Raw genomic sequence first — 26,761 nt, 5'->3', positions numbered from 1 at the left:
CGGAGGGAGGCCCGGCCAGCAATGTGAAGGATTGTGCACCTGCTCTTTGTTGAGAAAAATGCCTTTACAATCAAAGAATCTTTGATCCGGAGTCAACAATGAGCCTGCAATCGGAAGAATTGCGTACCTTCGTGGCCGTGGTCGAGGCCGGTACCTTGTCGGCGGCGGCCGAATTGCTGGCCCAGACCACGTCCGGCGTCAGCCGCGCGCTGTCGCGGCTGGAAGACAAGCTGGGCGCAAGCCTGCTGACCCGTACCACGCGCCGCATGGAGCTCACCGAAGAAGGCCGCGCCTTCCTGGAGCAGGCGCGCGCCATCCTGGCGGCCATGGAATCGGCCCAGGACAGTATCCGCCTGCGCACCCGCAAGCCGGTGGGCAAGCTGCGGGTGGATGCGTCGGCGCCTTTCATGCTGCATTGCGTGGTTCCCCATGTCGGGCAATTTCGCGCAGCCTATCCGGATATCGAACTGGAGCTCACCACCAATGACCGCTTCATCGATCTGGTGGAGCACCGCGCCGACATCGCCATCCGCATCGGCGAGCTGCAGGACTCCAGCCTGCACGCCCGCGCACTCTCCTCGGCGCGCCTGAACGTGGTGGCCAGTCCCGCCTACCTGGCGCGCTATGGCGAGCCCGAATCGGTGGAGGCGCTGGAACAGCATCAACTGATCGGCTTTTCCCAGCCGGATCAACTCAATCACTGGCCCTTGCGCCACAGCGCTGGTGACCGCTACCAGACCCGGCCCGCCATCCGCGCCTCCAGCGGCGAAACCATCCGTCACTTGGCCTTGCAGGGGCAGGGCATTGCCTGCCTGTCCAATTTCATGAGCGATGCCGACATTGCCGCCGGCCGGCTGGTGCGCCTGCTGCCCCAGGCCGATAGCGGCTATCGCCAGAAGATATCGGCGGTCTACTACTACAGCACCCAGTTATCGCGCCGTATCAGCTGCTTCCTGGATTTTTTGCAGGAAAAGCTGTAAATCGGAAACGTTTTGCCGTTATCCAGGTCTGAGCGCCAGCGTCGCCGCAAGGGGGAAAACGACCTGTGGCCGTTATCACAACAAGATTGATCCGGAGAAGAACATGAAACCAACGGAAACCGGGGCGAGCCAACGCCCGGCCCTCATATCCGCCATAGGTCGCATCAGCATCAGTATTGGCATCAGCAGGGGCAGCCGCGCGATGCGCGCAGCAGTCCTGGCGTTCGCCCTCGGCGCGGCCATGTCCCTGCTGCCGGCTACGCCAGCCCAGGCCGCCAGCGCCACCGTGCAATCCTTCTCGCCGCAGGGCGAGGTGCAGCGCATCCGCCAGGTGCGGGCGCGCTTCTCGGAATCCATGGTCAAGTTCGGCGACCCCAAGGCCGCTTCTCCCTTCGACGCCGATTGCGCCGTCGCCGGCACGGCGCGCTGGGCCGACGACAAGAACTGGGTCTACGACTTCGAGCGCGACCTGCCGCCCGGCACTCGTTGCAGCTTCACCCTGCGCGCAGAGGCGAAATCGGTCGCCGGCAATAGCGTGGGCGGCAAGACCCGCTTCCAGTTCAGCACTGGCGGTCCGGCCGTGAGCCGGGTGCAACCCTATAGCGGCGCGCAGATCGCCGAAGACCAGGCCTTCATCCTGTTCCAGAACGGACCGGCCACCGAGCCCTCGGTGCGTCAGCATCTGTATTGCGAAGCCGAAGGCATCAACGAACGCATTCCCGCCAAGGCCGTCGGCGAGGCCGACCGCAAGGCCCTGCTGCAACAATTCGCCAAGGGCGTGGATCCCGCATCTGTCACCATCGTGCAATGCCAGCAGCGCCTGCCCAACGAGGCGCATGTGAAGCTGGTCTGGGATCGCGGCATTGCGGCGGCCAATGCCCCCGCCGTGGTCACGTCGCAGCCGCAGGTCTTCAACTTCCAGGTGCGCAGCGAATTTGCCGCCAGCCTGTCCTGCCAGCGCGAGAACGCCAATGCGGCCTGCTCGCCGATCCTGCCCGTGACCCTGTCGTTCTCCGCCCCCGTGCCGCGCAAGCTGGCCGAGCAGGTGGTGATGAACGCCACCACCGGCAAGATCAAGCCGACCCTGGAAGGCGACAAGGATGAAGCCGTGCGCGAGCTGCGCTTCAAGCCGCCGTTCCCGGAGAAATCCGACTTCACCATCAGCCTGCCCGCCGGTTTCAAGGATGAGGATGGCCGCACCCTGGCCAATGCCGGCGCCTTCCCGCTGAAGTCGGCGCTGGCCGATTTTCCGCCGCTGGCCAAGTTCCCGGCGGCGCCCTTTGGCATCATCGAGCTCAATGCCGATCCCACGCTGCCGGTCACGCTGCGCCGCGTGGAAGCCGGCTTGCAGGTGCGCGGCAAGGATGGCCGCGCCATGCCCGGTCAGGTCGCCGACCTCAAGGTCAATGGCGACAAGGCGGTCATCGCCTGGCTCACGCGCTTGAACAAGTACCACGAGAAATGGGGCGACCCCAAGAAGGTCGACACCCGCAGCGTCAGCCTGCTGGCCAAGGAACCGGGTGCTAAGAAACTCGACCTGCCCGCCCAGAAGGACGCCAAGGAGGGCGAGTGGCCCTTCGAAGTGATCGGCATTCCCCTGAAGGATCCTGGCTTCTACGTGGTCGAACTGGAATCGCAGAAGCTGGGCGCCTCGCTGCTGGGCAAGCCACAGCCGATGTATGTGCGCACCAGTGCGCTGGTGACCAACCTGTCGGTCCACGTCAAGCTGGGCCGCACCAATGGCGCGGTCTGGGTGACCCGGCTGGACGATGCCAAGCCGGTGGCCGATGCCGAGATCCGCGTTTCCAATTGCGATGGCGCCCAGATCTGGCAGGGCAAGACCAACGCCAGCGGCGTAGCCATGATGCCGGCCCTGGAAGATGCCTGCGCCAATCGCGGCTACAGTCCCGACAACGCCGACAAGATCAACGGCCTCTTCGTGAGCGCCCGCAAGACCGACGAGAAGGGCCGCCAGGACATGGCCTTTGCGCTGACCTCGTGGAACGAGGGCATTGAATCCTGGCGCTTCAACCTGCCCACTGACATGGACAAGTCGGCCACCGTCCGCGCCACCACCGTCTTCGACCGTACCCTGTTCCGCGCCGGCGAGACCGTCTCGATGAAGCACATCATCCGCACCGAGACCCTGCAAGGCTTCGGCCTGATGCGCAAGGAAGACCTGCCCACGCGGGTGCGCATCAGCCATCTCGGCAGCGGCCAGCAATACCAGTTCCCGCTGACCTGGCGTGGCAACAAGAGCGCCGAGACCACCTTCGTGTTGCCCAAGCAGGCCAAGCTGGGCAGCTATGAGGTCGTGCTCGATCAGGGCACGGTGGATGCGAACGCCAGCGCCGAGTCCAATGAGCAATCCGGCGACGGCGACTACGAGGGCGGTTATGGACGTGGCACCTATGTCACCGGCACCTTCCGCGTGGAAGAATTCCGCCTGCCGCTGATGCAAGGGCGCATCACCCCACCCAAGGGCGCGCAGGTCGCCGTCAAGGAAATGCCGCTGGACCTGCAACTGAACTACATCAACGGCGGTGCGGCCGCCAACCAGGCGGTGCAGGTGTCGTCGCTGCTGCGTTCGCGCTCGCTCAACATCGCCGGTTACGATGGCTTCTCCTTCGATGCCCCGCGCAGCGATGACGACAGCAATGCCGATGACCAGAAGATCGTTGCCGACAAGCTGGCCATCACACTCGACAAGAATGGCGCAGGCCGCGCCACGATCAGCAAGCTCCCCGCGCTGCAACGCCCGCAGGAACTGCTGACCGAGATGACCTACAGCGATCCCAATGGCGAAGTGCAGACCATCTCCAACGTCACGCCGCTGTGGCCTTCGGCAGTGGTGGTGGGCCTGCGCACCGGCAACTGGGTGTCGGTAAAGAAGAAGCTCACGCTCACAGCCGTCACCCTCAATACCGCCGGCCAGCCGCAAGCAGGCGTGCCGGTGGAAATCCGCGGCACGGCGCGCAAGACCAATTCGCACCGCAAGCGCATGGTGGGCGGCTTCTACGCCTATGAAAACGATGAGAGCAAGCAAGACCTGGGCAAGCTCTGCTCCGGCAAGAGCGACCAGCACGGCATGTTCACCTGCGACACCGAACTTTCCGAAGCAGGCAATGTGGAATTGATCGCCAGCGCCAAGGATGGCAATGGCAACGCCGCCGCCGCCCGCTCCTCGGTGTGGGTGACCGGGCGCGGCGAAGTCTGGTTCGATGGCGAGAACCAGGACCGTATCGACATCCTGCCCGAGAAAAAGAATTACCAGCCCGGCGAGACCGCCAACTTCCAGGTGCGCATGCCGTTCCGCTCTGCTACCGCCCTGGTAGCAGTGGAGCGCGAGGGCGTGATCGATACCCGCGTCGTGCAGCTGTCAGGCCAGGACCCGACCATCAGCGTGCCGATGAAGGCCGATTATGGTCCCAACGTCTATGTGTCGGTACTGGCCGTGCGTGGTCGCATGCGCGAGGTGCCGTGGTATTCCTTCTTCATCTGGGGGTGGAAGGAGCCCATCAACTGGTGGCATGAGTTCCGCGAATACCAGGGACCGGGTCCCATCGTTGATCTCTCCAAACCGGCCTGGAAATTCGGCATCGCCGAAGTCAACGTCGGTGATGCGGGCCATCGCCTGCAAGTGGCGGTCAGTACCGACAAGCCCACCTATCCCATCCGCGCCATCGCCAAGGTGCAAGTGCAGGTGAAGCTGCCCAACGGCAAGCCTGCCGCCGGTGGTGAGTTCGCCCTGGCCGCTGTCGATGAAGCGCTGCTGGAACTGCAGCCCAACGGCAGTTGGGACGTGCTGCACGCCATGCTGCAACGGCGCAGCTATGGCGTGGAAACCTCCACTGCGCAGATGCAGGTGGTCGGCAAGCGCCACTATGGCAAGAAGGCCACGCCCGCCGGTGGTGGCGGGGGCCGTGCACCCACGCGCGAATTGTTCGATACCTTGCTGGTATGGAAGCCCAATGTCACGCTGGATGCCGAGGGCAGGGCGCAACTGGATGTCCCGCTCAATGATGCGCTGACTTCCTTCCGCATCGTCGCCATCGCCGAGAATGGCATCAGCGAGTTCGGCACTGGCAGCGTCAGCATTCGCTCCACGCAGGACGTGCAGGTCATCTCCGGCTTGCCGCCGCTGGTGCGCGAGGGTGATAGCTTCAACGGCGCCGTCACCGTGCGCAACACCACCACGCATGACATGACGATCAAGGTCGCCGCGCGTGCGCAGGGAGGCACGGCAACGAGCAGGCTGACCCTGCCTGAACGCGAGGTGAAGATCGCCGCCGGCCAGTCCGCCGAAGTGATGTGGCCGGTGCAGACCCCGGAAGGCATCAACCAGCTGGCCTGGGAAATCAGCGCCCAGGAGCAGGGCGGCCAGAAGGCGCGCGACGCCATGAAGTTCACCCAGCGCGTCGTTCCTGCCGTGCCGGTCACGGTGCAGCAGGCTACGCTGTTCCAGCTGGACAAGAACGCCGCCCTCAACGTGGCGCGGCCCGCCGACAGCCTGCCGGGACGCGGCGGCCTGGCGATCTCGCTCAAGCCCAGCCTGGCTGGTGGCAGCGATGCGCTGACCCGTTACTTCGTCAACTATCCCTTCGCCTGCCTGGAACAGAAGACCTCCAAGGCCATCGGCCTGCGCGATGAAGCCGCCTGGCAGAAGATCGTGGCCGACCTGCCGACCTATCTGGATGGCGATGGCCTGGCCTATTACTTCCCGCCCAGCGACAGCGGCGCGCGCCGTGGCAGCGATACGCTCACGGCCTATCTGCTGGCCGCCACCAACGAAGCCGGCTATGCCATCCCGCAAGCCAGCCGCGACAAGATGCTGGACGGTCTGGCCGCCTTCGTGGAAGGCAAGGTGATGCGTGATTTCTGGTCACCGCAGAAAGACCTGGATGTGCGCAAGCTGGCCGCCCTCGAAGCGCTATCTCGCTACAACCGCGTGCAACCGGCGATGCTGGGTTCGCTCCAGATCAATCCCAATGTCTGGCCGACCTCGGGACTGCTGGACTGGATCGGCATCTTGCAGCGCGTCCCTGCCATTCCCGACCGCCAGAAGAAGCTGGATGAAGCCGACCAGATCCTGCGCGCCCGCCTGAACTTCCAGGGCACGCGCATGGGCTTCTCCAATGAAGAAGGCGATTACTGGTGGTGGCTCATGAGCAGTGGCGACGCCAACGCCAACCGCCTGATCCTGCTGGAACTGAACAACCCGGCTTGGCGCGAAGACATGCCGCGCTTGATCGCCGGCGCCATCGGCCGCCAGCAGCGCGGTCACTGGAGCACCACCACCGCCAACGTCTGGGGCAGCCTGGCGCTGGAGAAATTCGCCCGCAAGTTCGAATCGGAACCGGTCACCGGCGCCACCCGCGCTACGCTGGAGCAGAACGGCGCCAGCGCTGCGACACAAAGCCTGGCCTGGAGCGGCGCACCCAATGGCGGCAAGCTGCAACTGCCGTGGCCGGAAGGCAATGCCCAGGGTGGCAGCGTGCGTCTGGCGCAAGAGGGTAACGGCAAGCCCTGGGTCACCCTGCAGAGCCTGGCGGCGGTGCCGCTCAAGCAGCCCTTCGCGGCCGGCTATCGCATCACCCGCAAGGTCGAGGCCATCGAGCCGAAGCAGGCCGGCGTCTACACCCGTGGCGACGTGTTGCGTGTGACGCTGGATATCGACGCGCAAGCCGAGATGACCTGGGTCGTGGTGAGCGATCCGGTGCCGGGCGGCGCTACGCTGCTGGGTTCCGGCCTGGGCCGCGACTCCGTCATCGCCCAGGGCAAGCAGGACGCCCCGCGCGACCGCGGCATGGGCTGGCTGGCCTATGAAGAACGCAGCTTCGAAGCCTATCGCGCCTACTACGAAGCCATGCCCAAGGGCCGCACCAGCATCAGCTATACCGTGCGCCTGAACAATGCCGGCGAATTCAACCTGCCGCCCACGCGGGTGGAAGCCATGTATGCGCCCGAGATGTTCGGTGAAGTCCCCAATGGCAAGCTGGTCGTGAAGGCGGCGCAGTGAGCGCCATGACTGCACGCAAGTCCCGGCCCGGCGCACTGTGTGCGCTGGTGCTGGCGCTGCTCATGCCGGTGGCGGCCCATGCCGTGCCCTCGTTCAAGGAGGTGCAGCGCGACTTCCTGCCGTCCGAGGCCAGCCTGCTGGACCGCAACGGCGAGCTGCTGCAGCGCATGCGCATCAACATGGACGAGCGTAAATTGTCCTGGGTCAAACTGGAAGACGTCTCGCCCGCCTTGCGCCATGCGCTGATCGCCTCCGAAGACCGGCGCTTCTACCAGCACAGCGGCATCGACTGGAGCGCCGTCGCCGCCTCGGCCTGGGGCAATCTGTGGAATACGAAGACCCGCGGCGCCTCCACCATCACCATGCAACTGGCGGGTTTGATCTATGACGATCTGCGCCGCAAGTCCGGTGCGCGCTCGCTCACGCAAAAGGTCTCGCAGGCATGGATCGCGCAATCGCTGGAACGCAGCTGGCGCAAGGACCAGATCCTGGAAGCCTATCTCAACCTGGTGGCCTTCCGTGGCGAGCTGGTGGGCGTACACGCCTTGTCGCGCGTGATGTTCGGCAAGCACCCCAGCGGACTCGACCAGGGCGAAGCCGCCATCGCAGTGGCGCTGATCCGCGCACCCAACGCCACGCCCCGCCGTGTGGCCGACCGCGCCTGCGCCATCTTGAAGGAAGAGGGCGCAGGCGAGCAATGCAATGGCATGGATGGCCGCACCGAACTGGCCCTGGCGCGGGTCTCGGCCAAGCGCGATCTGCCCGGGACCAGCGACGCACCGCAACTGGCGCCGCACCTGGCGCGCAAGCTCTTGAGCGCACCGGGGCAGCAATTGCGCTCCACCCTCGATGCACGCTTGCAGCGCTTTGCCACGCAAGCCTTGCGCCATCAGCTGGCAGGGCTGGCCGATCGCAATATCGAGGATGGCGCCATCATCGTCATCGACAACGCCACGGGCGAAGTGCTGGCCTGGGTCGGTTCCAGCGGCCCGCTCTCGGCAGCGGCCAATGTGGATGGCGTGGTGGCGCAGCGGCAGGCAGGTTCGACCTTGAAGCCCTTCCTCTACGAACTGGCCATCGAAAAGAAATGGCTGACCGCCGCTTCCTTGCTGGACGATTCCCCCGTCAACCTGGCCACCTCCGCCGGGCTCTATATTCCGCAGAACTACGACAAGCAATACAAGGGGTTGGTGAGCCTGCGCACCTCGCTGGGTTCGTCGCTGAACATCCCCGCCGTGCGCACGCTGGTGATGGTCACGCCGGAGCGCTTCTTCCGGCGCTTGCAGGCGCTGGGCTTCAACCTGCGCGAGAGTGGCGATTACTACGGCTACAGCCTGGCGCTGGGCAGTGCCGACGTGACGCTGGCTAATCTCTCCAATGCCTATCGCGTGCTGGCCAACCAGGGGCGCTATACGCCGTTGCGCACCCGACTCGATGAGGCCGGCGCGACAGCGCGCGCAACCCAGGTCATGGATGCCGATGCGGCCTACATCGTTGGCGACGTCCTCTCCGACCGCAGTGCCCGCGCCCGTACCTTCGGTCTGGAGAATGCACTGTCCACGCGCATCTGGACCGCGGTCAAGACCGGCACCTCCAAGGATATGCGCGACAACTGGTGTGTTGGCTACTCGACGCGTTATACCGTAGGGGTATGGGTCGGCAATGCATCGGGTGCGCCGATGTGGGACGTGTCGGGCGTGACGGGCGCCGCGCCGGTGTGGCAGGAGGTGATGCAGTACCTGCATGAGCGCGGACGCAACGGTGGACGCGAGGCCGGTAACGGTCCTCCAGCCAAGCCTGCCGGCGTGCAGGCGCAGATGATCCGATATGAGCAGGAGGTGGAAGCGGCCCGCACCGAATATTTCCTGCCCGGTACCGCGCAGGCCGAGATCCGGCTTGCCCACGCGCGCGATATCCGTCCCGCCATTACCTATCCGACCGCAGGCATGCTGGCGGCGCTGGATCCGGATATCCCGCCGGCGCGGCAGCGCATCCGTTTTCGCGCACAGGGCGTGCCAGCGGGCAGTCGCTGGGTGCTGGATGGCAAGCTGATGCCGCAGGAAGTCATGCAGGCGGGCAGGGTGAAGGCGCAGAAGGTCAGCGCCAACGCATCGACCACGGGTGAGGAAGAATTGGGCTTTGACTGGATGCCCTGGCCGGGCAAGCATGTGCTGGTGTTGCAGGACAAGGGCGGCAAGGAACTGGATAGGGTGCGGTTTGAGGTGCGGGGGGCTGTGGAGCGGCCTGGCGGCAAGGGGGTGAGCAAGCGGAGCCATTGAGGGCTTCGCTCGTGGACCCCAAAATACAAAAGGCCGACTGACTTGCGTCAATCGACCTTTTCTATGTTGGTGCCCACGGAGGGACTCGAACCCCCACACCTCGCGGCACATGGACCTGAACCATGCGCGTCTACCAATTCCGCCACGTGGGCCTTCTGCACATGCGATCAAACTGCATTGCTTGAAAGAGGCTGCATTCTAAGGGCAAACTTTCGTGTTGTCATCCTTTTTTTGAAGTTTTTTATGCTCCAAAAAACTAAGCAAAAAATGCCCTGTGCAGAGGGATGGATGGTCCTAAAAACTAAATAATCTAGGTGTCATCAACTCATCCCATGCAGCGGGATGGTTCCATGGATCGCTGAAGCTACAGACAACCGTTCGACCTGAGTAGATCCGAAGGATCGTATCGAAGGCGCGCGGATGCTGGTGATCGGGATAGAAGCCTGCAAGGCGGAATGCGTTGGACGGCGCGCCTTCGATACGCTGCGCAGGGCGCAGCTACTCAGTCCGAACGGGGAGGCTGCATGAGTGGGCGAAAAGCAAAGTGTAGGCGCTTTGTTCGTGGACCCCAAAACACAAAAGGCCGACTGACTTGCGTCAATCGACCTTTTCTATGTTGGTGCCCACGGAGGGACTCGAACCCCCACACCTCGCGGCACATGGACCTGAACCATGCGCGTCTACCAATTCCGCCACGTGGGCCTTCTGGCATCAGCGACAACTTGCTGTGCTTGAAAGAGGCTGCATATTAAGGCCTATCAGCCTGGTGGTCAACACCTAATTGAAAAATTCTTTATTATTTTTCCCAGGCCACATCCACATCCATCCCATCAACCACCCAGGTACGCTTCCACCACCTTGGGATTGCCCAGCAGATTGGCGCCGCTATCCTCCAGCACGATCTTGCCGGTCTCCAGCACATAGCCTCGTTGCGCAATACGCAGCGCCTGGCGCACGTTCTGTTCCACCAGCAGCACGGTCATGCCCGTCTTGTTGATCTCCTGCACGATGCGGAAGATTTCCTGGATGATCAACGGTGCCAGCCCCATCGACGGTTCGTCCAGCAACAGGACCTTGGGCTTGGCCATCAGCGCGCGGCCAATGGCCAGCATCTGCTGCTCGCCACCCGAGAGATTGCCCGCCAGTCCGGCCGCACGGTTCTTCAATACCGGAAAGAGGGAATACACCCACTCCAGATCACGCGCTACGCCGTCCTTGTCCTTGCGCGTGTAAGCACCCAAGGCCAGGTTTTCTTCTACGGTCAGCGTGGTCAGCGTGGCGCGGCCTTCGGCCACCTGCACCACGCCGGATTCGACGATGCGGTGCGGCGACATCTGCAGCAGGTCTTGCCCGTGGAGCAGCACGCGCCCGCGCTGCGCCTTCACCAGACCGGAGATGGCCAACAGGGACGTGCTCTTGCCGGCGCCATTGGCGCCGACCAGCGCGGTGATCTCGCCTTCGTTCAGCGACAGGCTGATGCCCTTGACCGCTTCGATGTGGCCATAGGCCACGGCCAGGTCCTCGACCTGCAGGATGGGTTGCTTGTTACCGCTGGCGCTCATGCTTCTTCCTTGCCGAGATAGGCCTCGATCACTTCCTGGTTGTTCTTGATCTGGTCCGGTGTGCCCTCGGCGATGATCTTGCCGAAGTTGAGCACGGCGATGCGCTCGCACAGGCCCATGACGAAGCGCATGTCATGCTCGATCATGAAGATGGTGAAACCGCGCTGCTTGATGTTGACGATCTCGCTCATCAGCTCGGTCTTCTCGGCGGGATTCATGCCGGCCACTGGTTCATCCAGCAACAGCAGTTTGGGCTTGGTCGCCAGTGCACGGGCGAATTCCAGTTTGCGCTGTTCACCATAGGAGAGGCTGTCGGCCAGCATGTGCGCCTTGTGGTCCAGGCGCACCCAGGAGAGCAGCTCCAGCGCGCGTTCGCGGGCTTCCTGCTCGGCGTTGCGGAAACCGCCGAGGTTGAATAGCATGCTGGCCACGCCATAGTTCAGGTGATCGTGCATGCCGACCACGACGTTTTCCAACAGCGTCATTTCCTTGAACACGCGGATGTTCTGGAAGGTGCGGGCAATGCCGCGCTCGGTGATCTTGTGCGGAGCGACGGCACCGATGTCGTCGTCATTGAAGCGGATGCTGCCGGAGGACGCGCGCAAGAGGCCCGTGATGAGGTTGAAGACCGTGGTCTTGCCGGCACCGTTGGGGCCGATCAGGCCGAAGATCTCGCCTTGCCTGACGTTGAAGTTCACACCCTGCAGCACTTGCAGGCCGCCGAAGTTCTTGCTGATGTCGTTCAGTTGTAAAAGCATTACTTCACCTTCTTCTCAGCGTTGCGGCCCAGGAAGGCGCGGATGCGGCGCGGGTCCCAGATGCCCTTGGGCAGGTACAGCACCACCAGGATCAGGATCAGGCCATTGATGGCCAGGCGGAAGTCCTTGAAATGACGCAGCACTTCCGGCAGCAGCGAGAGAATGGTCGAGCCGATCATCGGTCCGATCAGGTTGCTGGTGCCACCGAAGACGGCCATGGTCAGGATGTCGACCGCGTTCTCGAAACCATAGTTGTTGGGGCCGATGGTGAAGGTGAAGTGCGCGTTGAGGCCACCGGCCACACCCGCGATGGCTGCACCGATGACGAAGGCCAGCAGCTTGTAGCCGGCCACGTTCACGCCCATCAGGCGCGCCGCGACTTCATCTTCCTTGATGGCCTCGAAGGCGCGGCCGGTCTTGGAGCGGCGCAGGCGGGCCAGCGCATAGATGGTCACGCCCAAGAGCAGCACGATGTGCCACCACTCGGTGATTGGCGGCACGCCGTTCAGGCCCATGGGGCCGCCGGTGATGTCCAGGTTCAGGACGATCACGCGCACCACTTCGCCAAAGCCCAAGGTCGCCATGGCCAGGTAGACACCGGACAGGCGCAGCGTGGGGATGCCGATCACCAGCGCCACCAGCGAAGGCAGCACGCCGCCGGCCGCCAGGGCGATGGGGAAGGGCATCTCGAACTGCATCGTCAACAGCGACGCGGTGTACGCGCCGATGCCCATGAAGGCCGCATTGGCCAGCGACAGCAGGCCGCAGGACAGGGTGACGTAGATCGAGAGCGCCAGCATGGCGTTGACGCCGATACTGAAAATGACCGTGTTGTAGGTGGCCCAGAAGCCATCCCACCATTCCATGAAGCCCATCTTATGCCTTCCTTTCCAGCACTTTGCCAAACATGCCGGAGGGTTTTACCAGCAGGATCAGGAACAGGAGGCCGAACGCCACCGCATCGCGGAAGTCGCTGGAGATATAGGCCACCGTCAGCACCTCGGCAAAGCCGAGGAAGAGGCCACCGATCATGGCGCCACGGATATCGCCCATGCCGCCCAGGATGATGACGGCGATGCCCTTGTGCAGCATCGGCTGCCCCATGAAGGGCGAGATCGCATTGAAGGACACGCCCACCAGCACGCCGGCCGCGCCACCCAGGGCCGCTGCGGCAAAGGAGGTCAGCAGGAACAGGCCTTCGACGTTGATGCCCAGCAGGTAAGCCGCCTTGGGCGACTCGGCGATGGCGCGCAGCGCACGGCCCAGTTGGGTCTTGCGCATCACGCCCAGCAGCACCACCATCAGCACGAAGGCGATCACGATGATCGCCACCTGCACGGCGGTGATGTGCAGGTTGCCCAGGCTCACGCTCTCTTCAGGAATGGTGCCCTGGGGGAAACGTTTGTTCTCAGCGCCGAAGAGGCCCTGCGAGATGTTGGTGATCATGATGGCCACGCCGATGGTGGCGATCATCGGGATCAGGTGCGGCGCATTGCGTTTGCGCAAGGGCTTGAGGACCAGCACGTCGATGATGAGGCCCAGGAGGCCCGTGGCCACCATGGCCAGCAGCAGCGCCACCCACAGGGGCAGGGCCATCTGCTCCACCAGCAGCAGGGCGGCATAGCTGCCCAGCATGAAGATGGCGCCGTGCGAAAGATTGATCACGCCCAAAACGCCAAAGACCAGCGTGAATCCGAGCGCGAAGAGCGCGTACACGCTGCCCAGCGAAAGGGCATTGATGAGCTGTTGTTCTAACATGGGAACCTGCAATAGGTGAGGTGACGCCGGGCGCCGCGTGGCGCCCGATGACTTGCGAACGGTCGCCGCCGGTGGTCCGGCAGCGACCGTCTTGACAGCCTTGGGCTGCTTACTTCAGCAGGACGAACTTGCCGCCCTTGGCGATGTTGACGATGGCTTCCTGGTCCGCATCGAAGCCGACCTGCTTGCCTGCCACCGCCGGTGCGGCACGGAAGGCGAACTTGCCGGTGGCGCCATCGATCTTCACGGCCGGCAGCGCGGCGCGCACGGCGTCACGGTCCTTGGCCAGGTTGCCGGAGAGCTTCACGCTCTTGATCGCATCGGCCATGATGTACATGGCGTCATAGGCTTGCGCGGCGAACTGGTCAGGGTCGGAACCGAACTTGGCCTTGTAGGCGGCAATGAATGCCTTGTTGGCCGGGGTCTGGTTCTCGGCCGACCAGGGGCTGCCCATCAGGGTGTTGTCGCCGGCATCCTTGGCGATCTCGAACAGCTTGGGCGAGTTCAGGCCATTGCCGCCGATGAAGGGCTGCTTCATGCCCAGCGCGCGGGTCTGCAGGATGATGTTGGCGGCTTCTTCAGCCAGGCAGGAGCAGACGATGGCGTCCGGGTTGCCAGCCTTGATCTTGGTCAGCTGGGCCTTGAAGTCGACGTCCCCCTTGGCATAGGCCTCGGTGGTGGTGACGGGGATCTTCTGCTGTTCCAGGGTGGCCTTGAAGACGTCGTAGCCGGACTTGGTGAAGGCGTCGTCGTTACCGTAGATCACGGCGACCTTCTTGATGCCGAAGTGCTTCACGGCGGCCTTGACGGTCACGGGCAGCACGTCGGCTTCCATCACGGAATTGCGGAAGGTGAAGGGGCCCATGGCAGTGATGCCGTCAGCGGTATTGCTGGTGCCGAACACCACGACCTTGGCGGCGTTGGCGATCGGGTCGGCGGCGAAGGCCGAATTCGACAGGGTGGGGCCGAAGACAGCCAGTACCTTGTCCTGGAAGATCAGCTTTTTGAAGACGTTGATGGCTTCTTCCTTCTTGCCTTGTTCGTCTTCGATCACCAGGGCCAGCTTGTCGCCGTTGACGCCGCCCTTGGCATTGATTTCTTCGGAAGCCAGCGTGAAGCCGTTCTTGATGGCCACGCCATACTTGGCAGCCGGGCCGGTCAGGGCTTCGGCCACGCCCAGCTTGATGTCGGCGGCCAGCGCGGCCGACGACAGGGTGGCACCGATCAGCAGGGCCGGAATGGTCTTGAGCATGGTATTGAATTGCATCGAGTTCTCTCCTCAGTTAGATATTGTAGAAATCGTCCGCATCACGCTGCGCCGTGCGCAACAGCGCGGCGCGACGTCATGTGGCGATTCCTTCATCGAGGATGATGCAAAAGACGCCCGGGATGGCCGGGACTTGTGCTCCATCCTCTGAAGACCGTTTTGCGGTCTCTTTCGATACAGCCGCCACAGCATACCCGAAAAGGCAGGCTGCGCCAGCAATTACAACCCGCTGCAACGCGCCCGGGTAGGGTGCGCCACAGCGGCATGCGAATGTCGTCCGGCCAGCGGACGAGGGTGGTGCTCTTCTTTGATGCCGCCGCCTAAACCATCTGGTCCCGTTCGGACTGAGTAGGCCCTTTGGGCCGTATCGAAGACGCACGGACTGCGCGCCTTCGATACGCGGCTGCGCCGCTACTCAGTCCGAACGGGTGTTGGATGGGACACGCGTTCGCTTCAGCGGTTTAGTTCAGTTCCTTGCGCAGTTGCGCAATGGCTGCACGCACCTGGTTGGGTGCGGTGCCGCCGATGTGGTCACGTGCGGCCACTGAGCCTTCGAGCGTCAACACGGCAAACACGTCTTCACCGATCAGCTCGGAGAAGGCGCGCAGGTCGGCCAGCGACAGGTCGGCCAGGTCGCAGCCCTTGTCCACGCAGGTCCGCACGGCGTGCGCCACGGCTTCGTGGGCGTCGCGGAAGGGCAGGCCCTTCTTGACCAGGTAGTCGGCCAGGTCGGTCGCCGTGGCGTAGCCCTGCAGGGCGGCGGCACGCATGGCTTCCGGCTTGACGCTGATGCCGCGCGCCATGTCGGCGAAGATGCGCAGGGTATCGGTGAGCGTGTCGACGGTGTCGAACAGCGGTTCCTTGTCTTCCTGGTTGTCCTTGTTGTAGGCCAGGGGCTGGCCCTTCATCAGGGTCAGCAGGGCGATCAGGTGGCCGTTGACGCGGCCGGTCTTGCCACGCGCCAGTTCGGGCACGTCCGGGTTCTTCTTCTGCGGCATGATGGACGAGCCGGTGCAGAAGCGGTCGGCGATGTCGATGAAGCCCACGCGCGGGCTCATCCAGATCACCAGCTCTTCGGACATGCGCGAGATGTGCGTCATCACCAGTGCAGCAGCGGCGCAGAATTCGATGGCGAAGTCACGGTCCGAGACGGCGTCCAGCGAGTTGCGGCACACGTCGTCGAAGCCCAGGGTCTTGGCCACGCGCAGGCGGTCGATCGGGAAGGTGGTGCCGGCCAGGGCGGCCGCGCCCAGGGGCAGACGGTTGATGCGCTTGCGGGCGTCGATCATGCGTTCGGCATCGCGGCCGAACATCTCGACATAGGCCAGCACGTGGTGGCCGAAGGTGATCGGTTGCGCCACCTGCATGTGGGTGAAGCCCGGCAGGATGGTGTCGGCGTGCTGTTCGGCCAGGTCCAGCAGGGCCAGGCGCAACTCGCGCAGCAGGCCGATGATGTCGTCCACCGCACCGCGCATGTAGAGGCGGATGTCGGTGGCCACCTGGTCGTTGCGCGAACGGCCGGTGTGCAGGCGCTTGCCGGCGTCGCCGACCAGCTCGGTCAGGCGCTTCTCGATGTTGAGGTGGACGTCTTCCAGGTCCAGCAGCCATTCGAACTGGCCGGCTTCGATTTCACCCTTGATCTGGGCCATGCCACGCTGGATCTCGGCGTAGTCGGCGGCGCTGATGATGCCCTGGTGCGCCAGCATCTCGGCGTGCGCCAGCGAGCCCTGGATGTCGACCTGGGCCATGCGGTTGTCGAAGAACACCGATGCGGTATAGCGCTTGACGAGATCGGAGACGGGTTCAGAAAAGCGAGCCGACCAGGCTTCGCCCTTTTTAGCAAATTGGTCTGTCATATAGGGAATTCCGGAGAATGCGCGATTATAGCAAGCACAACTGCGCCAAGCCACGGCCATGCAGCCGGAAATGCTGCGGCACGCGGATTTTTCGCATTCCCGGTGCGGGTTGCTGCACGTTATTTTTCTCGCTTCCCAGCCCATGGCTGTGGCTGTGAAAACCGCTCTGACGAGGCAGTTGTTTCCTGGTGGCATTGTTTTTGCTTGTTGTTTTTGCGCAAGTCTTCCTGCGGCGCAAAATAACTTGTACTGCTGACAAAACCTGCCGCTATACTCGAAGCGCGATGACTGATTCGGGCGACCTCGCGGTCGCCGGAAAAGCCGGGGCTACCGCCATGGAGCAACCGGGAACGATGCCGATGTGAACACCGAGGGGTGGCGTCATCCGGTCGCAGATGCCACGGGGGTGGTCCAGTAAGTGCTCAATGAAGTCGATGTGTGGGGGTCGTCTTAAAGGAGAGAAGCATGAATCTGGAAGCACTGTTTCAGCAGCAAACCGCTTTGCCTAGCATTCCGAAGGTGGTGCAGGAAGTCATCGAGAGCTTCAACAATGAATCGGTCTCGATCGAAGAGATCGCCAAAAAACTGGCCGCCGACCAGGTCCTGAGCGCCAAGATCCTGCGCCTGGCCAACTCATCCTATTACCATGTCTCGCGCACCATCGGCACCGTCGATGATGCCGTGCTGATGCTGGGCTTCATGACCGTGCGCACGCTGGTGGTGAGCACTGGCATGGCGGGCAGCTTCAAGAAGCTGCCCGGTGTGGATCTGAAGCTGTTCTGGCGCTATAGCCTGGATACGGCCCTGGTCGCCAAGTGGCTGGCCAAGCGGGGCAAGCTCAATTCCGATTTTGCCTTCACGGTGGGGCTGATGCATGCCATCGGCCAACTGGTGATGCATGCCGGCATGCCCGAACAGGCGCTGCAGGTGGACAAGGTGGCGGGTCCCCTGGATGCGCGCCGCCTGGACGTGGAGCGCAAGTCCTTTGGCTACGACTTTGCCGACGTGGGCGCTGAACTGGCGCGGCGCTGGCGCTTCCCGGACGAGTTCGCGAAGGTCATCGAGGCCTTCCCGCAGCCGCTGCAGGGAGAGTTCGATCCCTTCGCCGCCATCGTCCATCTGGCCGCCTGGCGCGCCCGTGCGCATGAGAACCAGTATTCGGATGAAGAACTGGCTGCCACCTTCCCCGCCGAGGTCGCCGAGCGGCTGGGAGCGCGCCTGGAGACCTTCACCCAGGAGATGCCGCCGCTGGCGGAACTGGGCGAGGGAATGCAGGAGCTGATCGCCTGATCCGCTCTCGCCCATGCCCCAAAAAATGCCGCCCGGTTGAACCCGGGCGGCATTTTTCATGGTGGCAAGCGTCTACGGGCGTCGTCGCTACTCAGTCTCAGTAATTGAGCTTGGCATCCAGGAAGTTGAGCATGGAGCGGTAGGCCTGGGTGCGCGCGTCCGGGTTGCCGCCGCTGGTGACGCCTTCGCCGCGCTTGCCCACGCCGGCCACATCCATGCGCACGTGGACCGGCAGGCCCGGCGCATCGAAGTCGTGGTAGGTGTCGGGGTAGAGGCGCAGGGCCAGTTCGGTATCGCTGCCCTGCATCTTTTGCTCGATCGCCTCGCACGCCTGCGGCGGGGTCCAGTCATCGTTCTCGCCCATGAGGATCAGCAGCGGCGCGGCCGGCTTGAAGGGCTCGCTGGGCTTGGCGTAGGGCCGGCAGTCCGGATAGAAGGCCACGGCGGCGCGCGGCTGGATCTTGCGTACCGCCACGTCGGTCTCGGCCAGGTTCAGCGAGGCCAGCACCGTGGAGGCGCCATGCGACCAGCCCAGCAGGGCGACGCGCTTGACGTCCACATCGGGCTGGGTGGTGACCCAGCGCATGGCGGCCTGCACATCGAAGCGACGGTTCATGGCGCTGATCTCGCGCTGGGCCACGGTGTCCTGACAGGTCGAGCGGCGCCCGCGCGGGGTGAAGCTGTCAGGGAACAGCACGTTGTAGCCGGCATCGGTGAGCACCCGGGCCATGGCCAGGTGGCGCGGAGTGAATTCGCCCCGGCCATCCTTGACGATGCTGTAGAGACCGCCGCAGCCATGCAGGGCGATCACGGTGGGATAGGGGCCTTTGCTGTTGAGGGATTTGCGCGCCTTGATCCACACGCCATAGAGCGACGTGGCCTTGCCGCCGTTTCCATCCACGCTGGTCAGTGCGACGCGGCGCGCTTCCAGCGGCGCAGGCGGTGCGGAGTTGGGCGCGGCGTGTGTCAGCGCGCTGGCCGCGAGCATGAATGCCGCAGCGCAAAATGTGGCCAGAGGTGTTCCCCAGATACGCATGATATGTCGTTTCCCCGTATATAAGCCGTGCCGTCGCATCTGTTGTCCCCACGCGCCGGGAAAGGAAATGCCAGGCAATTCCCTTCACCGGGTGCGACGGCTACGTGCACAAGATCTATTCAGATTCTATTCTACAAAACCGTTGAGACAAGCGAGCTCGGCAATAGTTTTTTCTGCAGTGCAAAATGTTGATTTGGCACAGGAATGGAGATGACTGTCCGCCGTTCGCAACACAGTTGTCGGGCAGTCAAATGCCATTCCAGCCATAGGTTATCGGCATGCCAACGCCGATCTTGAGACGCTGCGTTTCATCTTTCGGTGTGCGCTGTTCCGATTCCCGTGCGCAAGGAAAAAGAGCCGCCCTGTCATCCCGGGCGGCTCTTCGTGGGGGTGTTGCGGTGGTCTAGCCAGTGTTGCGCAAGCCAGCGGCCACGCCATTGATGGTCAGGTGAATGCCGCGCTGCACGCGTTCTTCCGGCGTGCGCTTGGCAGCCACCGTGGTGCGGTGGCGCTTGATCAGCTCGACCTGCAGGTGGTTCAGCGGATCGAGATAGGCAAAGCGGTTCTTGATCGAGCGCGCCAGCAGCGGATTGGCGGCCAGCCGCTCCTTGCTGCCGGTGATGGTGGAAAGCATGGTGCTGGTGCGTTCGTGCTCCTCGGTGATGCGCCCGAAGATGGTGGTGCGCAGCTTGCGGTCGGCCACCAGTCCGGCGTAGCGCGAGGCCACGGCCAGGTCGGTCTTGGAGAGCACCATGTCCATGTTCGACAGCAGTGCCGCGAAGAATGGCCATTCCTTGCACATGGCGCGCAGCGTGGCCAGGCGGCGCGCTGCTTCCTTGGCATTGCCGGCGTCTTCCAGCCAGCCTGAGACGGCGCTGCCAAAGCCATACCAGCCGGGGAAGAGCAGGCGGCACTGGCCCCAGGAGAAGCCCCAGGGAATGGCGCGCAGGTCTTCGATGCGCTGGGTGGCCTTGCGCGAGGCGGGGCGCGAACCGATGTTCAGTTGCGCGATTTCGGCAATCGGGGTGGCGGCAAAGAAGTAGTCGGTGAAGCCCGGGGTCTCATAGACCAGGTTGCGATAGGCGCGATAGGCGCGTTCGGACAACTCTTCCATGACCCGTTCGAACTCGGCCAGTTTGCGGGCTTCCTTGTCGTCGGCATTGGTGGGCATGAGGCTGGCCTCCAGCGTGGCGGCCACCAGCAGTTCCAGGTTGCGGCGGCCGATTTCCGGATTGGCGAACTTGGAGGCGATGATCTCGCCCTGTTCGGTCAGGCGGATCTGGCCGTTGACGGTGCCCGGTGGCTGCGCCAGGATGGCCTGGTAGCTGGGGCCGCCGCCACGGCCGACGGTGCCGCCGCGACCGTGGAAGAGGCGCAGCTTCACGCCGGCTTCGTTGAACAGTTCCACCAGCTGGTTCTCGGCCTTGTACAGCTCCCAGTTGGAGGTCAGGAAACCGCCATCCTTGTTGGAGTCCGAATAACCCAGCATGACTTCCTGCAGCTTGCCATGCTTGGCGATGAGACCCTTGACCTGCGGCAGGGTCAGCCAGCCGCGCATGATCTCGGCGGCGCAGCGCAGGTCGGGGATGGTCTCGAACAGGGGAATAACCATCAGCTCCAGCTCGCGCAACTGGTTGCCTTCGATGTGCAGCAGGCCGGTTTCCTTCTGCAGCAGCAGTACTTCCAGCAGGTCCGATAGGGTTTCGGTGTGCGAGATGATGTAGTTGCGGATGGCGCGCTCGCCGTAGCGGCGGCGGATCTCGCGCGCCGCGCGCAGGATGGAGAGCTCGGAATCGGTCTGCTCGGAATATTCCAGGTAGGGCGAATGCAGCAGGCGCGGGCGCGACAGCTCGCCCAGCAGCAAGGCGATCTTGCGCTCCTCGTTCAGGGCGGCATAGTCGGCCTCGACCTGGGCCTTGGCAAACAGATCGGCCAGCACACGCTCGTGGATGTCCGAACTCTGGCGCATGTCCAGCGTAGCCAGGTGGAAGCCGAAGATCTCGACGGCACGCTTCAAGCCCGCCAGGCGCGGCTTGACCAGTGCGGCGCCGTGATGCGCCTGCAGCGAACTGACCAGCACGTCCAGTTCGGCCACGCATTGCTCGGGTGTCTCGTAGGGTGCAGCGGCGCCCACTTCCTGGCGCAGGATGTTGATCGCGCCCAACGCGCGGGCGGTAGCCGCCAGGCGCGCATAGATACCGATGAGGGCGCGCCGGTAGGGTTCGTCGGCACGGTGCTCGGAATGATCCGGAGAGGTCGCCGCCAGGGCCAGCAATTCGGGGCTGGCATCGACCATCAGGGTCGAGATGGACAGCTCTGCCCCCAGCGTATGCACTTCTTCCAGGTAGTAGTCGAACACCACCGTGGACTGGCGCTGCAAGGCATGCTGCATGGTGCCGGCATTGACATTGGGATTGCCGTCGCGGTCGCCGCCGATCCAGCTGCCCATCTGCACGTAGGGCGGCAGCTCGGTGGGACGGGTCTTGCCGCGTGCGGGGAACTGGCTGTCGATCTCGGCTTCGATGTCCTCATACAGCGCCGGCAGCTCGCGCAGGAAGGTGGTGCGGTAGTAGGAGAGGGCGTTCTCGATCTCGTCGGCCACGGTCAGCTTGGTATAGCGCAGCATGCGGGTCTGCCACAGCGTGGCGATGCGCGCGCGCAAGAGTTCGGTGTTGTGGCGCAGCTCGCGGGGCGTCAGCGGCAGGTCGCGTTCGGCCACCAGGCGGGCGATCTCGCGCTCGGCGTCCAGGATGGACTTGCGCTGCACCTCGGTCGGGTGGGCCGTGAGTACCGGCGACACCAGCGCTTCCTTGAGGAAATTGCGCACCTGCGCACCCGAGACGCCAGCGTCGTCCAGACGCGAGAGCGCATAGGCCACGCTGCCCGGCTGGGCCTCGGAACCGGCCAGCAGGTGGGCGCGGCGGCGGCGGTTGTGGTGCTGGTCTTCGGCGATGTTGGCCAGGTGCGAGAAGTAGGAGAAGGCGCGCACCACCGAATTGGTCTGGTCGCGGGTCAGCTTCTTCAACAGCTTGTCCAGCTCGGCGCCGGCCTTGGCGTCGGATTCGCGGCGAAAGCGCACGGCGGTCTGGCGGATCGTCTCCACGACCTCGAAGACCGCATCGCCTTCCTGTTCGCGCAGCACTTCGCCGAGCAGGCGGCCGAGCAGGCGAATGTCTTCCTTCAACGGCGCATCCTTGTCGGCGCCGCGGGCGGGTTTGCTGGGGGTAATACTGGTTGCGGCGGGGTTGGCGCCGGCGGAACGGGAGGTGGATGGAGCCGAACGGGCACTGCGTTTAGTTGGATTTGTAGTCGCCATGATCAACGGTTGCTGCGGTTTTCGAGAGAGAAAGTCGTGCTTGTGGATCGGATTGCCGTGGGTGTGCGTGCTAGAATTTGCCTCGTTTTTATGGGTTGCGTGTCGCCTCTGAACTTTGTTTTTAATCGCGTTTTTTAATCAGCTTACAGTCTGGATTCGCCGGTCTCCTGCTTTCCTTGTCTCCTCTGCCGCGGGTGCCACGACTGAATCGGAAAGCCCGTCTTGAAAGAATTTCCTCCTTCCAACATCGTCATCGTCTCGCGTGAAAGCCGCCTCGCCATGTGGCAGGCCGAGTACGTGCGGGACCGTCTGGCGGCATTATATCCGCAGTGCAGCATCAGTATCCTCGGCACCACCACCCGGGGCGACCAGATTCTTGACCGCGCCTTGTCCAAGGTCGGCGGCAAGGGGCTGTTCGTGAAGGAACTGGAAGTGGCCATGGCCGAAGGCCGCGCCGACCTGGCCGTGCACTGCCTCAAGGACATGCCCATGGACCTGCCCGAAGGCTTCGAGCTGGCCGCCATCCTGGAGCGCGAAGACCCGCGCGACGCCTTCGTCTCCAACGACTACGCCGCGCTGGACGAGCTGCCTGACGGCGCCGTGGTCGGCACCAGCAGCCTGCGCCGCCAGGCCATGATCGCAGCACGCTATCCGGAACTGGTGGTCAAGCCCCTGCGCGGCAATCTCGACACCCGCCTGGCCAAGCTGGACCGTGGCGATTACGCCGCCATCATCCTGGCCGTGGCTGGCCTGAACCGTCTTGGCCTCAAGGCGCGCATCCGCTCCTTCCTCGATCCCGCGCAGAGCCTGCCTTCGCCCGGCCAGGGAACGCTGGCCATCGAGATCCCCGAGGGCCGCGAGGACATCAAGCGCCTGCTGGCCCCGCTGCACGACGAGCCCGCTGCCGTGGTCTCGGCGGCCGAACGTTCGGTCTCGCGCATCTTTGGCGCGAGCTGCCAGATCCCGCTGGCCGCCTACGCCACCTTGGATGGCCAGCGCCTGCACCTGCGCGCCATGATCGCCACCCCCGACGGCCTGCATGCCGCCGCCGCCGAAGCCGAAGGGCCGGCCAGCGCCCCCGAGGCGCTGGGTGCGCAGGTCGCCGAATTGCTCAAGGCGCGTGGCGCCGATGACATCCTGGCCGCTTGCAAGGCCCAGGCCGATGCCGCCTCTGCCTGAGTCCGGCGCCGCGCTGCCGGTGGTCGTGACCCGGCCCCGGCAACAGGCGCATGCCTTTGCCGCCAGCGTCCAGGCGCTGGGGCGTCCGGCGGTGGTGTTTCCGCTGCTGGAGATCAGCGCCGTTGAGGATGTAGCGACGCTGCGGGCCATGCTGGCTAGGCTGGAAGAGTTCGCGCTGGTGGTCTTCGTCAGTCCCAATGCCATCGATGCGGCCTTTGCGCAGTTACCCGCCGGTCGTCCCTGGCCGGCCCAGGTCGCCATCGGCATCGTCGGCGAGGGCAGCCGGCTGGCCCTGCGCGCCCATGGCGTGGATGTCGCTTGCGCTACCATCTATGGTCCGCAGCGGGCCGACAAGATGGATTCGGAGGAATTGATCAAGTCGCTGCCGCTGGCGCAACTGCGCGGGCAGCGCGCCCTTATCGTGCGCGGGCAGACGGGCCGCGACTTCCTCAGTGAAGCATTGCAACAACAGGGTGTCTCGGTCGAGTACCTCACCGCCTATCGCCGCACCGCACCCCGGCTGGACGCCCAGAATGGCCCGCTCTTGCTGGATTTGCTTGATGGCGGGGCCGACTGGGTCATCACCAGTTCCGAGGCCTTGCGCAATTTGGTTCACTTGACAAGACTAGCCGGGGGTGAGGAACGTGTGGTAAAACTGCAACGGCAGCGCATGTTCGTCTCGCATCACAGGATCGCCGAGACCGCTCGGGAGCAGGGCTTCGAGCGGGTGGTCCTGACCGGTTCGGGCGATGAGCGCTTGCTTGCCGCACTTGCCGCCCCCGCTGCCGTATAGGCCGTTTAATTTGTCGCGTTACAATCCTGCCCATGACCGAACAGCAATCCACCCCCCAATTGCCGGAGCCCCAGCCGCAAGCCAGCCAGAACGCTGGCGCGGCCGCCTCGCAGGCCTCCTACACCTTCACCGCGCCGGACGGCACGGCTGCGCTGCGCCGTCGCCAGCGCGCCCAGACCGTCCTGCTGCTGCTGGTCATCGCCGGCCTGGGCGCACAGTGGTGGGTTTCCCACACCGAACTGCGCGACCTGCGCAGCGAAGTGGCGCAGCGCCTGCAGAGCGGCGACAACAGCAACAATGAATTGAAGGGCGTGCTGAAGACCGTGCAGGAAAGCACCAAGGAACTGCAATCGCGGGTCAGCGTGCTCGACAGCAAGCAGGCCGAATCCCAGAGCCAGCAGCTGGCTCTGGAACAGATGTACCAGGACCTGAACAAGAACCGCGACGACTGGGCCCTCTCCGAGATCGAGGAAGTGCTCTCCACGGCGGACCAGCAGCTGGAACTGGCCGGCAACGTGCAGGGCGCGCTGATCGCCCTGCAAAACGCCGACAAGAGCCTGTCGCGCTCGGACAAGCCGCAGTTCATCGCCATCCGCCGCGCCCTGGCGCGCGATATCGACCGCCTCAAGGCACTGCCCACGGTCGACATCCCCGGCATCGCCGTACGCCTGGACAGCGCCATCGGCCAGATCGACAACATGCCCCTGCTGGTCGATGAAAAGCCGGTGGAGTCCGCCAGCGAACCCAAGCCGCAGCGCGTGAGCCCGGCCGCAGCCGGCAAGGCCAGCGCCGCCCCGGCCAAGAGCAAGGCGGCCGCCGACGTCCCGGCTGAGGTCCCGGCCTCGGCCTGGTCGCAATGGCTGGCCGGTGCGCGCGAGACCTGGCAGAGCATGAGCACCGAGATGTGGGCCGAATTGCGTCAGCTGGTGCGCATCCGCGAAGTGCAGACGCCCGACGCCATCCTGCTCTCGCCGGGCCAGGCCTACTTCGTGCGTGAAAACCTCAAGCTGCGCCTGTTGAATGCGCGCCTGGCGCTGCTCTCACGCAATGAGTTCGCCTTCCGCAACGACCTCGCCTCGGCCCAGGACACCATCGCCAAGTATTTCGACACCCGCGCCAAGCAGGTGCAGACGACCCAGGCGCTGTTGAAGCAGGTGCAGGGCAGCAATCTGGCCATCCAGTTGCCGACCCTGGCCGAGAGCCTCAACGCCGTGCGTAACTACAAGGCCCGCCACTGAGCCGCTGACGGGAACCTGATATGAAAATACTGCTCTGGCTACTGACCCTCTTCGCGTCCGCTATCGGCCTGGCCGTGCTGGCGCGTTTCAATCCCGGCAATGTGGTGCTGTTCTATCCGCCGTACCGCATCGACCTGTCGCTGAACTTCTTCATCTTCGCCGTGCTGGCGGTATTCCTGGTGATCTACGTGGTCATCCGCGCCATCCGCCTGACCCAGAAGCTGCCTGGCCGCGTGATCGCCTATCGCCGCGCCAAGCGCGAGAACGAAAGCAACAAGGCCCTGCGTGACGCCCTGAAGGCCTACTTCGAAGGTCGTTTCGGCCAGGCCGAGAAGTCCGCCACGCGGGCGTCGGACCTGCCCGACAATGCCGGCATCGCCGCCCTGATCGGCGCGCGCGCTGCGCATCGCATGCGTCAGGGCGAGCGTCGTGACATCTGGCTGGCCAGCACCGAAGTCGATCCCACCCTCAAGGCCGCACGCCTGATGACCGCCCTGGAACTGCAGGTGGACGAGCACCACTTCAAGCAGGCGCTGGAAACGGTGGAAGAGTTGAACGCCAACGGCACCCGCCACATCCAGGCGTTGCAATGGGCCCTGAAGGCCAACCAGCAAGCCAAGAACTGGCCCGAAGTGCTGCGCCTGGTGCAGACCCTGGACAAGCGCAACGCCCTGCATCCGGCCCTGTCGAACCGCTTGCGTGAGATGTCCTACGACGCCTTGCTGTCGGACCCCTCGCATGACGCCGAGTCCATCCGCCTGTTGTGGAACGCCGTGCCCAGTGCCGACAAGCTCAAGCCCTACATCGCCGTGCGCGCAGCCCAGGCCTTCTCCAGCCGTGGCTTGCACGACGAGGCGCGCAGCTTGCTGGAACGCGGGCTGGCCGCTGACTGGGATGTCCGCCTCCTGCGCGCCTACCGCGAATCGACCGCCGAAGCCGGCTCGCCGGCGCTGCTCTCGCAGATCGAGCATTGCGAGTCCTGGCTGTCCAGGAATCCTACCGACGCCGAGCTGGCGCTGACCCTGGGCATGTTCTGCCTGCGCCAGAAGCTGTGGGGCAAGGCCCAGCGCCACCTGGAGCAAGCCTTGTCGGACGCCATCGAGCCGCGCACCGTGCGCGAATCGCACCTGGCCCTGGCCCAGCTGCACGAAGCACTGGACCAGCCCGACCAGGCCTCCGCCCACTACAAGCAATGCGCGCTTGCCACAGCCATCCGTTGAACTTGTGGGCAGCTGAAATGACCAAGGCGGAAGCGGCGCAAGCCCTTCCGCTTTTTTTTTGCCGGCCTGGCGCCGCGTTGAGGCGCTGTCATGTTGGCGTAAGTTGCACCCGCCAAGATGCCCGGCAAGCGCCGATTACCGCCAGATTGCCGCTATAATTGCGGCTTTCCGCGATCCGGCCCACTGTTGAGTTGCCGGTCCGAAAAACCG

General features: G+C 64.2%; 17 protein-coding genes and 2 tRNA genes. 9 read left to right on the top strand and 10 right to left on the bottom strand.

Annotated elements, in window-relative coordinates:
• Nucleotides 1–98: 98 nt before the first annotated feature.
• From BGK68_RS21900 to pbpC, 3 genes are all read left to right on the top strand, one after another.
• Nucleotides 99–980 (top strand): LysR family transcriptional regulator, encoded by an 882-nt coding sequence (locus BGK68_RS21900; RefSeq protein WP_075258806.1) that lies wholly within the window; start codon nucleotides 99–101, stop codon nucleotides 978–980.
• Between the two features lie 202 nt (nucleotides 981–1,182).
• The gene (locus BGK68_RS21895) at nucleotides 1,183–6,999 is read left to right on the top strand and encodes an alpha-2-macroglobulin family protein (RefSeq protein WP_075258805.1); all 5,817 of its coding nucleotides are present in this window, start codon (nucleotides 1,183–1,185) and stop codon (nucleotides 6,997–6,999) included.
• 5 nt (nucleotides 7,000–7,004) lie between these two features.
• A complete protein-coding gene (gene pbpC, locus BGK68_RS21890) occupies nucleotides 7,005–9,278 on the top strand; it encodes a penicillin-binding protein 1C (protein ID WP_075258804.1) in 2,274 nt (757 codons plus the stop codon).
• 67 nt (nucleotides 9,279–9,345) lie between these two features.
• Here the strand turns inward: pbpC and BGK68_RS21885 are convergent.
• The 7 genes from BGK68_RS21885 to BGK68_RS21855 form a co-directional block, all read right to left on the bottom strand.
• Nucleotides 9,346–9,430 (bottom strand) — tRNA-Leu (locus tag BGK68_RS21885).
• A gap of 465 nt (nucleotides 9,431–9,895) precedes the next feature.
• Nucleotides 9,896–9,980: transfer RNA gene (locus BGK68_RS21880), tRNA-Leu, on the bottom strand.
• 128 nt (nucleotides 9,981–10,108) lie between these two features.
• On the bottom strand, nucleotides 10,109–10,840 hold the full coding sequence (locus BGK68_RS21875; RefSeq protein WP_048348579.1) for an ABC transporter ATP-binding protein: 732 nt from the start codon (nucleotides 10,838–10,840) through the stop codon (nucleotides 10,109–10,111).
• Nucleotides 10,837–11,598, bottom strand: coding sequence for an ABC transporter ATP-binding protein (locus BGK68_RS21870; RefSeq protein ID WP_075258803.1), 762 nt, complete (start codon nucleotides 11,596–11,598; stop codon nucleotides 10,837–10,839). Before BGK68_RS21870 ends, BGK68_RS21875 begins: the two co-directional genes overlap by 4 nt.
• The gene (locus tag BGK68_RS21865; protein WP_075258802.1) at nucleotides 11,598–12,473 is read right to left on the bottom strand and encodes a branched-chain amino acid ABC transporter permease; all 876 of its coding nucleotides are present in this window, start codon (nucleotides 12,471–12,473) and stop codon (nucleotides 11,598–11,600) included. The genes BGK68_RS21870 and BGK68_RS21865 overlap by 1 nt, the downstream gene beginning before the upstream one ends.
• A 1-nt stretch (nucleotide 12,474) precedes the next feature.
• On the bottom strand, nucleotides 12,475–13,356 hold the full coding sequence (locus BGK68_RS21860) for a branched-chain amino acid ABC transporter permease (RefSeq protein ID WP_013234894.1): 882 nt from the start codon (nucleotides 13,354–13,356) through the stop codon (nucleotides 12,475–12,477).
• A gap of 109 nt (nucleotides 13,357–13,465) precedes the next feature.
• Entirely contained in the window at nucleotides 13,466–14,623 is a 1,158-nt protein-coding gene (locus tag BGK68_RS21855) for an ABC transporter substrate-binding protein (protein WP_034335504.1), read from the bottom strand.
• Here BGK68_RS21855 and BGK68_RS27900 point away from each other — a divergent pair.
• Complete coding sequence (locus BGK68_RS27900; protein WP_158035499.1) at nucleotides 14,601–14,774, top strand: hypothetical protein; 174 nt, start codon at nucleotides 14,601–14,603, stop codon at nucleotides 14,772–14,774. The two genes, BGK68_RS21855 and BGK68_RS27900, sit on opposite strands and share 23 nt — an antisense overlap.
• A gap of 310 nt (nucleotides 14,775–15,084) precedes the next feature.
• Here BGK68_RS27900 and argH read toward each other — a convergent pair whose 3' ends face one another.
• Nucleotides 15,085–16,479, bottom strand: a complete 1,395-nt coding sequence (gene argH / locus BGK68_RS21850; RefSeq protein ID WP_075258801.1) for an argininosuccinate lyase — start codon at nucleotides 16,477–16,479, stop codon at nucleotides 15,085–15,087.
• A 465-nt stretch (nucleotides 16,480–16,944) separates the two neighbouring features.
• On the opposite strand from argH, the gene BGK68_RS21845 reads away from it, so the two are divergent.
• Nucleotides 16,945–17,769: an HDOD domain-containing protein gene (locus tag BGK68_RS21845; RefSeq protein WP_075258800.1), complete on the top strand. Its 825-nt coding sequence runs from the start codon at nucleotides 16,945–16,947 to the stop codon at nucleotides 17,767–17,769.
• 97 nt (nucleotides 17,770–17,866) lie between these two features.
• On the opposite strand, the gene BGK68_RS21840 is transcribed toward BGK68_RS21845, so the two are convergent.
• Together BGK68_RS21840 and ppc are read right to left on the bottom strand one after the other, a co-directional pair.
• Nucleotides 17,867–18,805 carry a dienelactone hydrolase family protein gene (locus BGK68_RS21840; RefSeq protein ID WP_075258799.1) on the bottom strand — a complete coding sequence of 313 codons (939 nt, stop codon included), beginning with the start codon at nucleotides 18,803–18,805 and terminating at the stop codon, nucleotides 17,867–17,869.
• A 403-nt stretch (nucleotides 18,806–19,208) separates the two neighbouring features.
• A complete protein-coding gene (gene ppc, locus BGK68_RS21835) occupies nucleotides 19,209–22,121 on the bottom strand; it encodes a phosphoenolpyruvate carboxylase (RefSeq protein ID WP_075259948.1) in 2,913 nt (970 codons plus the stop codon).
• A 222-nt stretch (nucleotides 22,122–22,343) separates the two neighbouring features.
• Here ppc and hemC point away from each other — a divergent pair, with 222 nt between their 5' ends.
• From hemC to BGK68_RS21815, 4 genes are read left to right on the top strand one after another with little or no spacing between them, the layout of a single operon-like run.
• Entirely contained in the window at nucleotides 22,344–23,300 is a 957-nt protein-coding gene (gene hemC / locus BGK68_RS21830) for a hydroxymethylbilane synthase (protein ID WP_075258798.1), read from the top strand.
• A complete protein-coding gene (locus BGK68_RS21825) occupies nucleotides 23,284–24,093 on the top strand; it encodes a uroporphyrinogen-III synthase (protein ID WP_075258797.1) in 810 nt (269 codons plus the stop codon). Before hemC ends, BGK68_RS21825 begins: the two co-directional genes overlap by 17 nt.
• Nucleotides 24,094–24,125: 32 nt before the next feature.
• Nucleotides 24,126–25,331 (top strand): uroporphyrinogen-III C-methyltransferase, encoded by a 1,206-nt coding sequence (locus BGK68_RS21820; protein ID WP_075258796.1) that lies wholly within the window; start codon nucleotides 24,126–24,128, stop codon nucleotides 25,329–25,331.
• A 20-nt stretch (nucleotides 25,332–25,351) separates the two neighbouring features.
• Entirely contained in the window at nucleotides 25,352–26,551 is a 1,200-nt protein-coding gene (locus BGK68_RS21815) for a heme biosynthesis protein HemY (RefSeq protein ID WP_075258795.1), read from the top strand.
• The last annotated feature ends 210 nt before the right edge of the window (nucleotides 26,552–26,761 follow it).

This window comes from Herbaspirillum camelliae (assembly GCF_001929405.1).
GTDB classification, from domain to species: Bacteria; Pseudomonadota; Gammaproteobacteria; order Burkholderiales; family Burkholderiaceae_D; genus Herbaspirillum; species Herbaspirillum seropedicae.
This window is presented reverse-complemented; position numbering and strand designations above follow the sequence as displayed.

What these genes read in the sequence shown, in the direction of transcription:
- BGK68_RS21900 (WP_075258806.1), top strand. Translation starts at nt 99, where the DNA reads ATGAGCCTGCAATCGGAAGAATTGCGTACCTTCGTGGCCGTGGTCGAG.
- BGK68_RS21895 (WP_075258805.1), top strand. Translation starts at nt 1,183, where the DNA reads ATGCGCGCAGCAGTCCTGGCGTTCGCCCTCGGCGCGGCCATGTCCCTG.
- pbpC (WP_075258804.1), top strand. Translation starts at nt 7,005, where the DNA reads ATGACTGCACGCAAGTCCCGGCCCGGCGCACTGTGTGCGCTGGTGCTG.
- BGK68_RS21875 (WP_048348579.1), bottom strand. Translation starts at nt 10,840, where the DNA reads ATGAGCGCCAGCGGTAACAAGCAACCCATCCTGCAGGTCGAGGACCTG.
- BGK68_RS21870 (WP_075258803.1), bottom strand. Translation starts at nt 11,598, where the DNA reads ATGCTTTTACAACTGAACGACATCAGCAAGAACTTCGGCGGCCTGCAA.
- BGK68_RS21865 (WP_075258802.1), bottom strand. Translation starts at nt 12,473, where the DNA reads ATGGGCTTCATGGAATGGTGGGATGGCTTCTGGGCCACCTACAACACG.
- BGK68_RS21860 (WP_013234894.1), bottom strand. Translation starts at nt 13,356, where the DNA reads ATGTTAGAACAACAGCTCATCAATGCCCTTTCGCTGGGCAGCGTGTAC.
- BGK68_RS21855 (WP_034335504.1), bottom strand. Translation starts at nt 14,623, where the DNA reads ATGCAATTCAATACCATGCTCAAGACCATTCCGGCCCTGCTGATCGGT.
- argH (WP_075258801.1), bottom strand. Translation starts at nt 16,479, where the DNA reads ATGACAGACCAATTTGCTAAAAAGGGCGAAGCCTGGTCGGCTCGCTTT.
- BGK68_RS21845 (WP_075258800.1), top strand. Translation starts at nt 16,945, where the DNA reads ATGAATCTGGAAGCACTGTTTCAGCAGCAAACCGCTTTGCCTAGCATT.
- BGK68_RS21840 (WP_075258799.1), bottom strand. Translation starts at nt 18,805, where the DNA reads ATGCGTATCTGGGGAACACCTCTGGCCACATTTTGCGCTGCGGCATTC.
- ppc (WP_075259948.1), bottom strand. Translation starts at nt 22,121, where the DNA reads ATGGCGACTACAAATCCAACTAAACGCAGTGCCCGTTCGGCTCCATCC.
- BGK68_RS21825 (WP_075258797.1), top strand. Translation starts at nt 23,284, where the DNA reads ATGCCGCCTCTGCCTGAGTCCGGCGCCGCGCTGCCGGTGGTCGTGACC.
- BGK68_RS21820 (WP_075258796.1), top strand. Translation starts at nt 24,126, where the DNA reads ATGACCGAACAGCAATCCACCCCCCAATTGCCGGAGCCCCAGCCGCAA.
- BGK68_RS21815 (WP_075258795.1), top strand. Translation starts at nt 25,352, where the DNA reads ATGAAAATACTGCTCTGGCTACTGACCCTCTTCGCGTCCGCTATCGGC.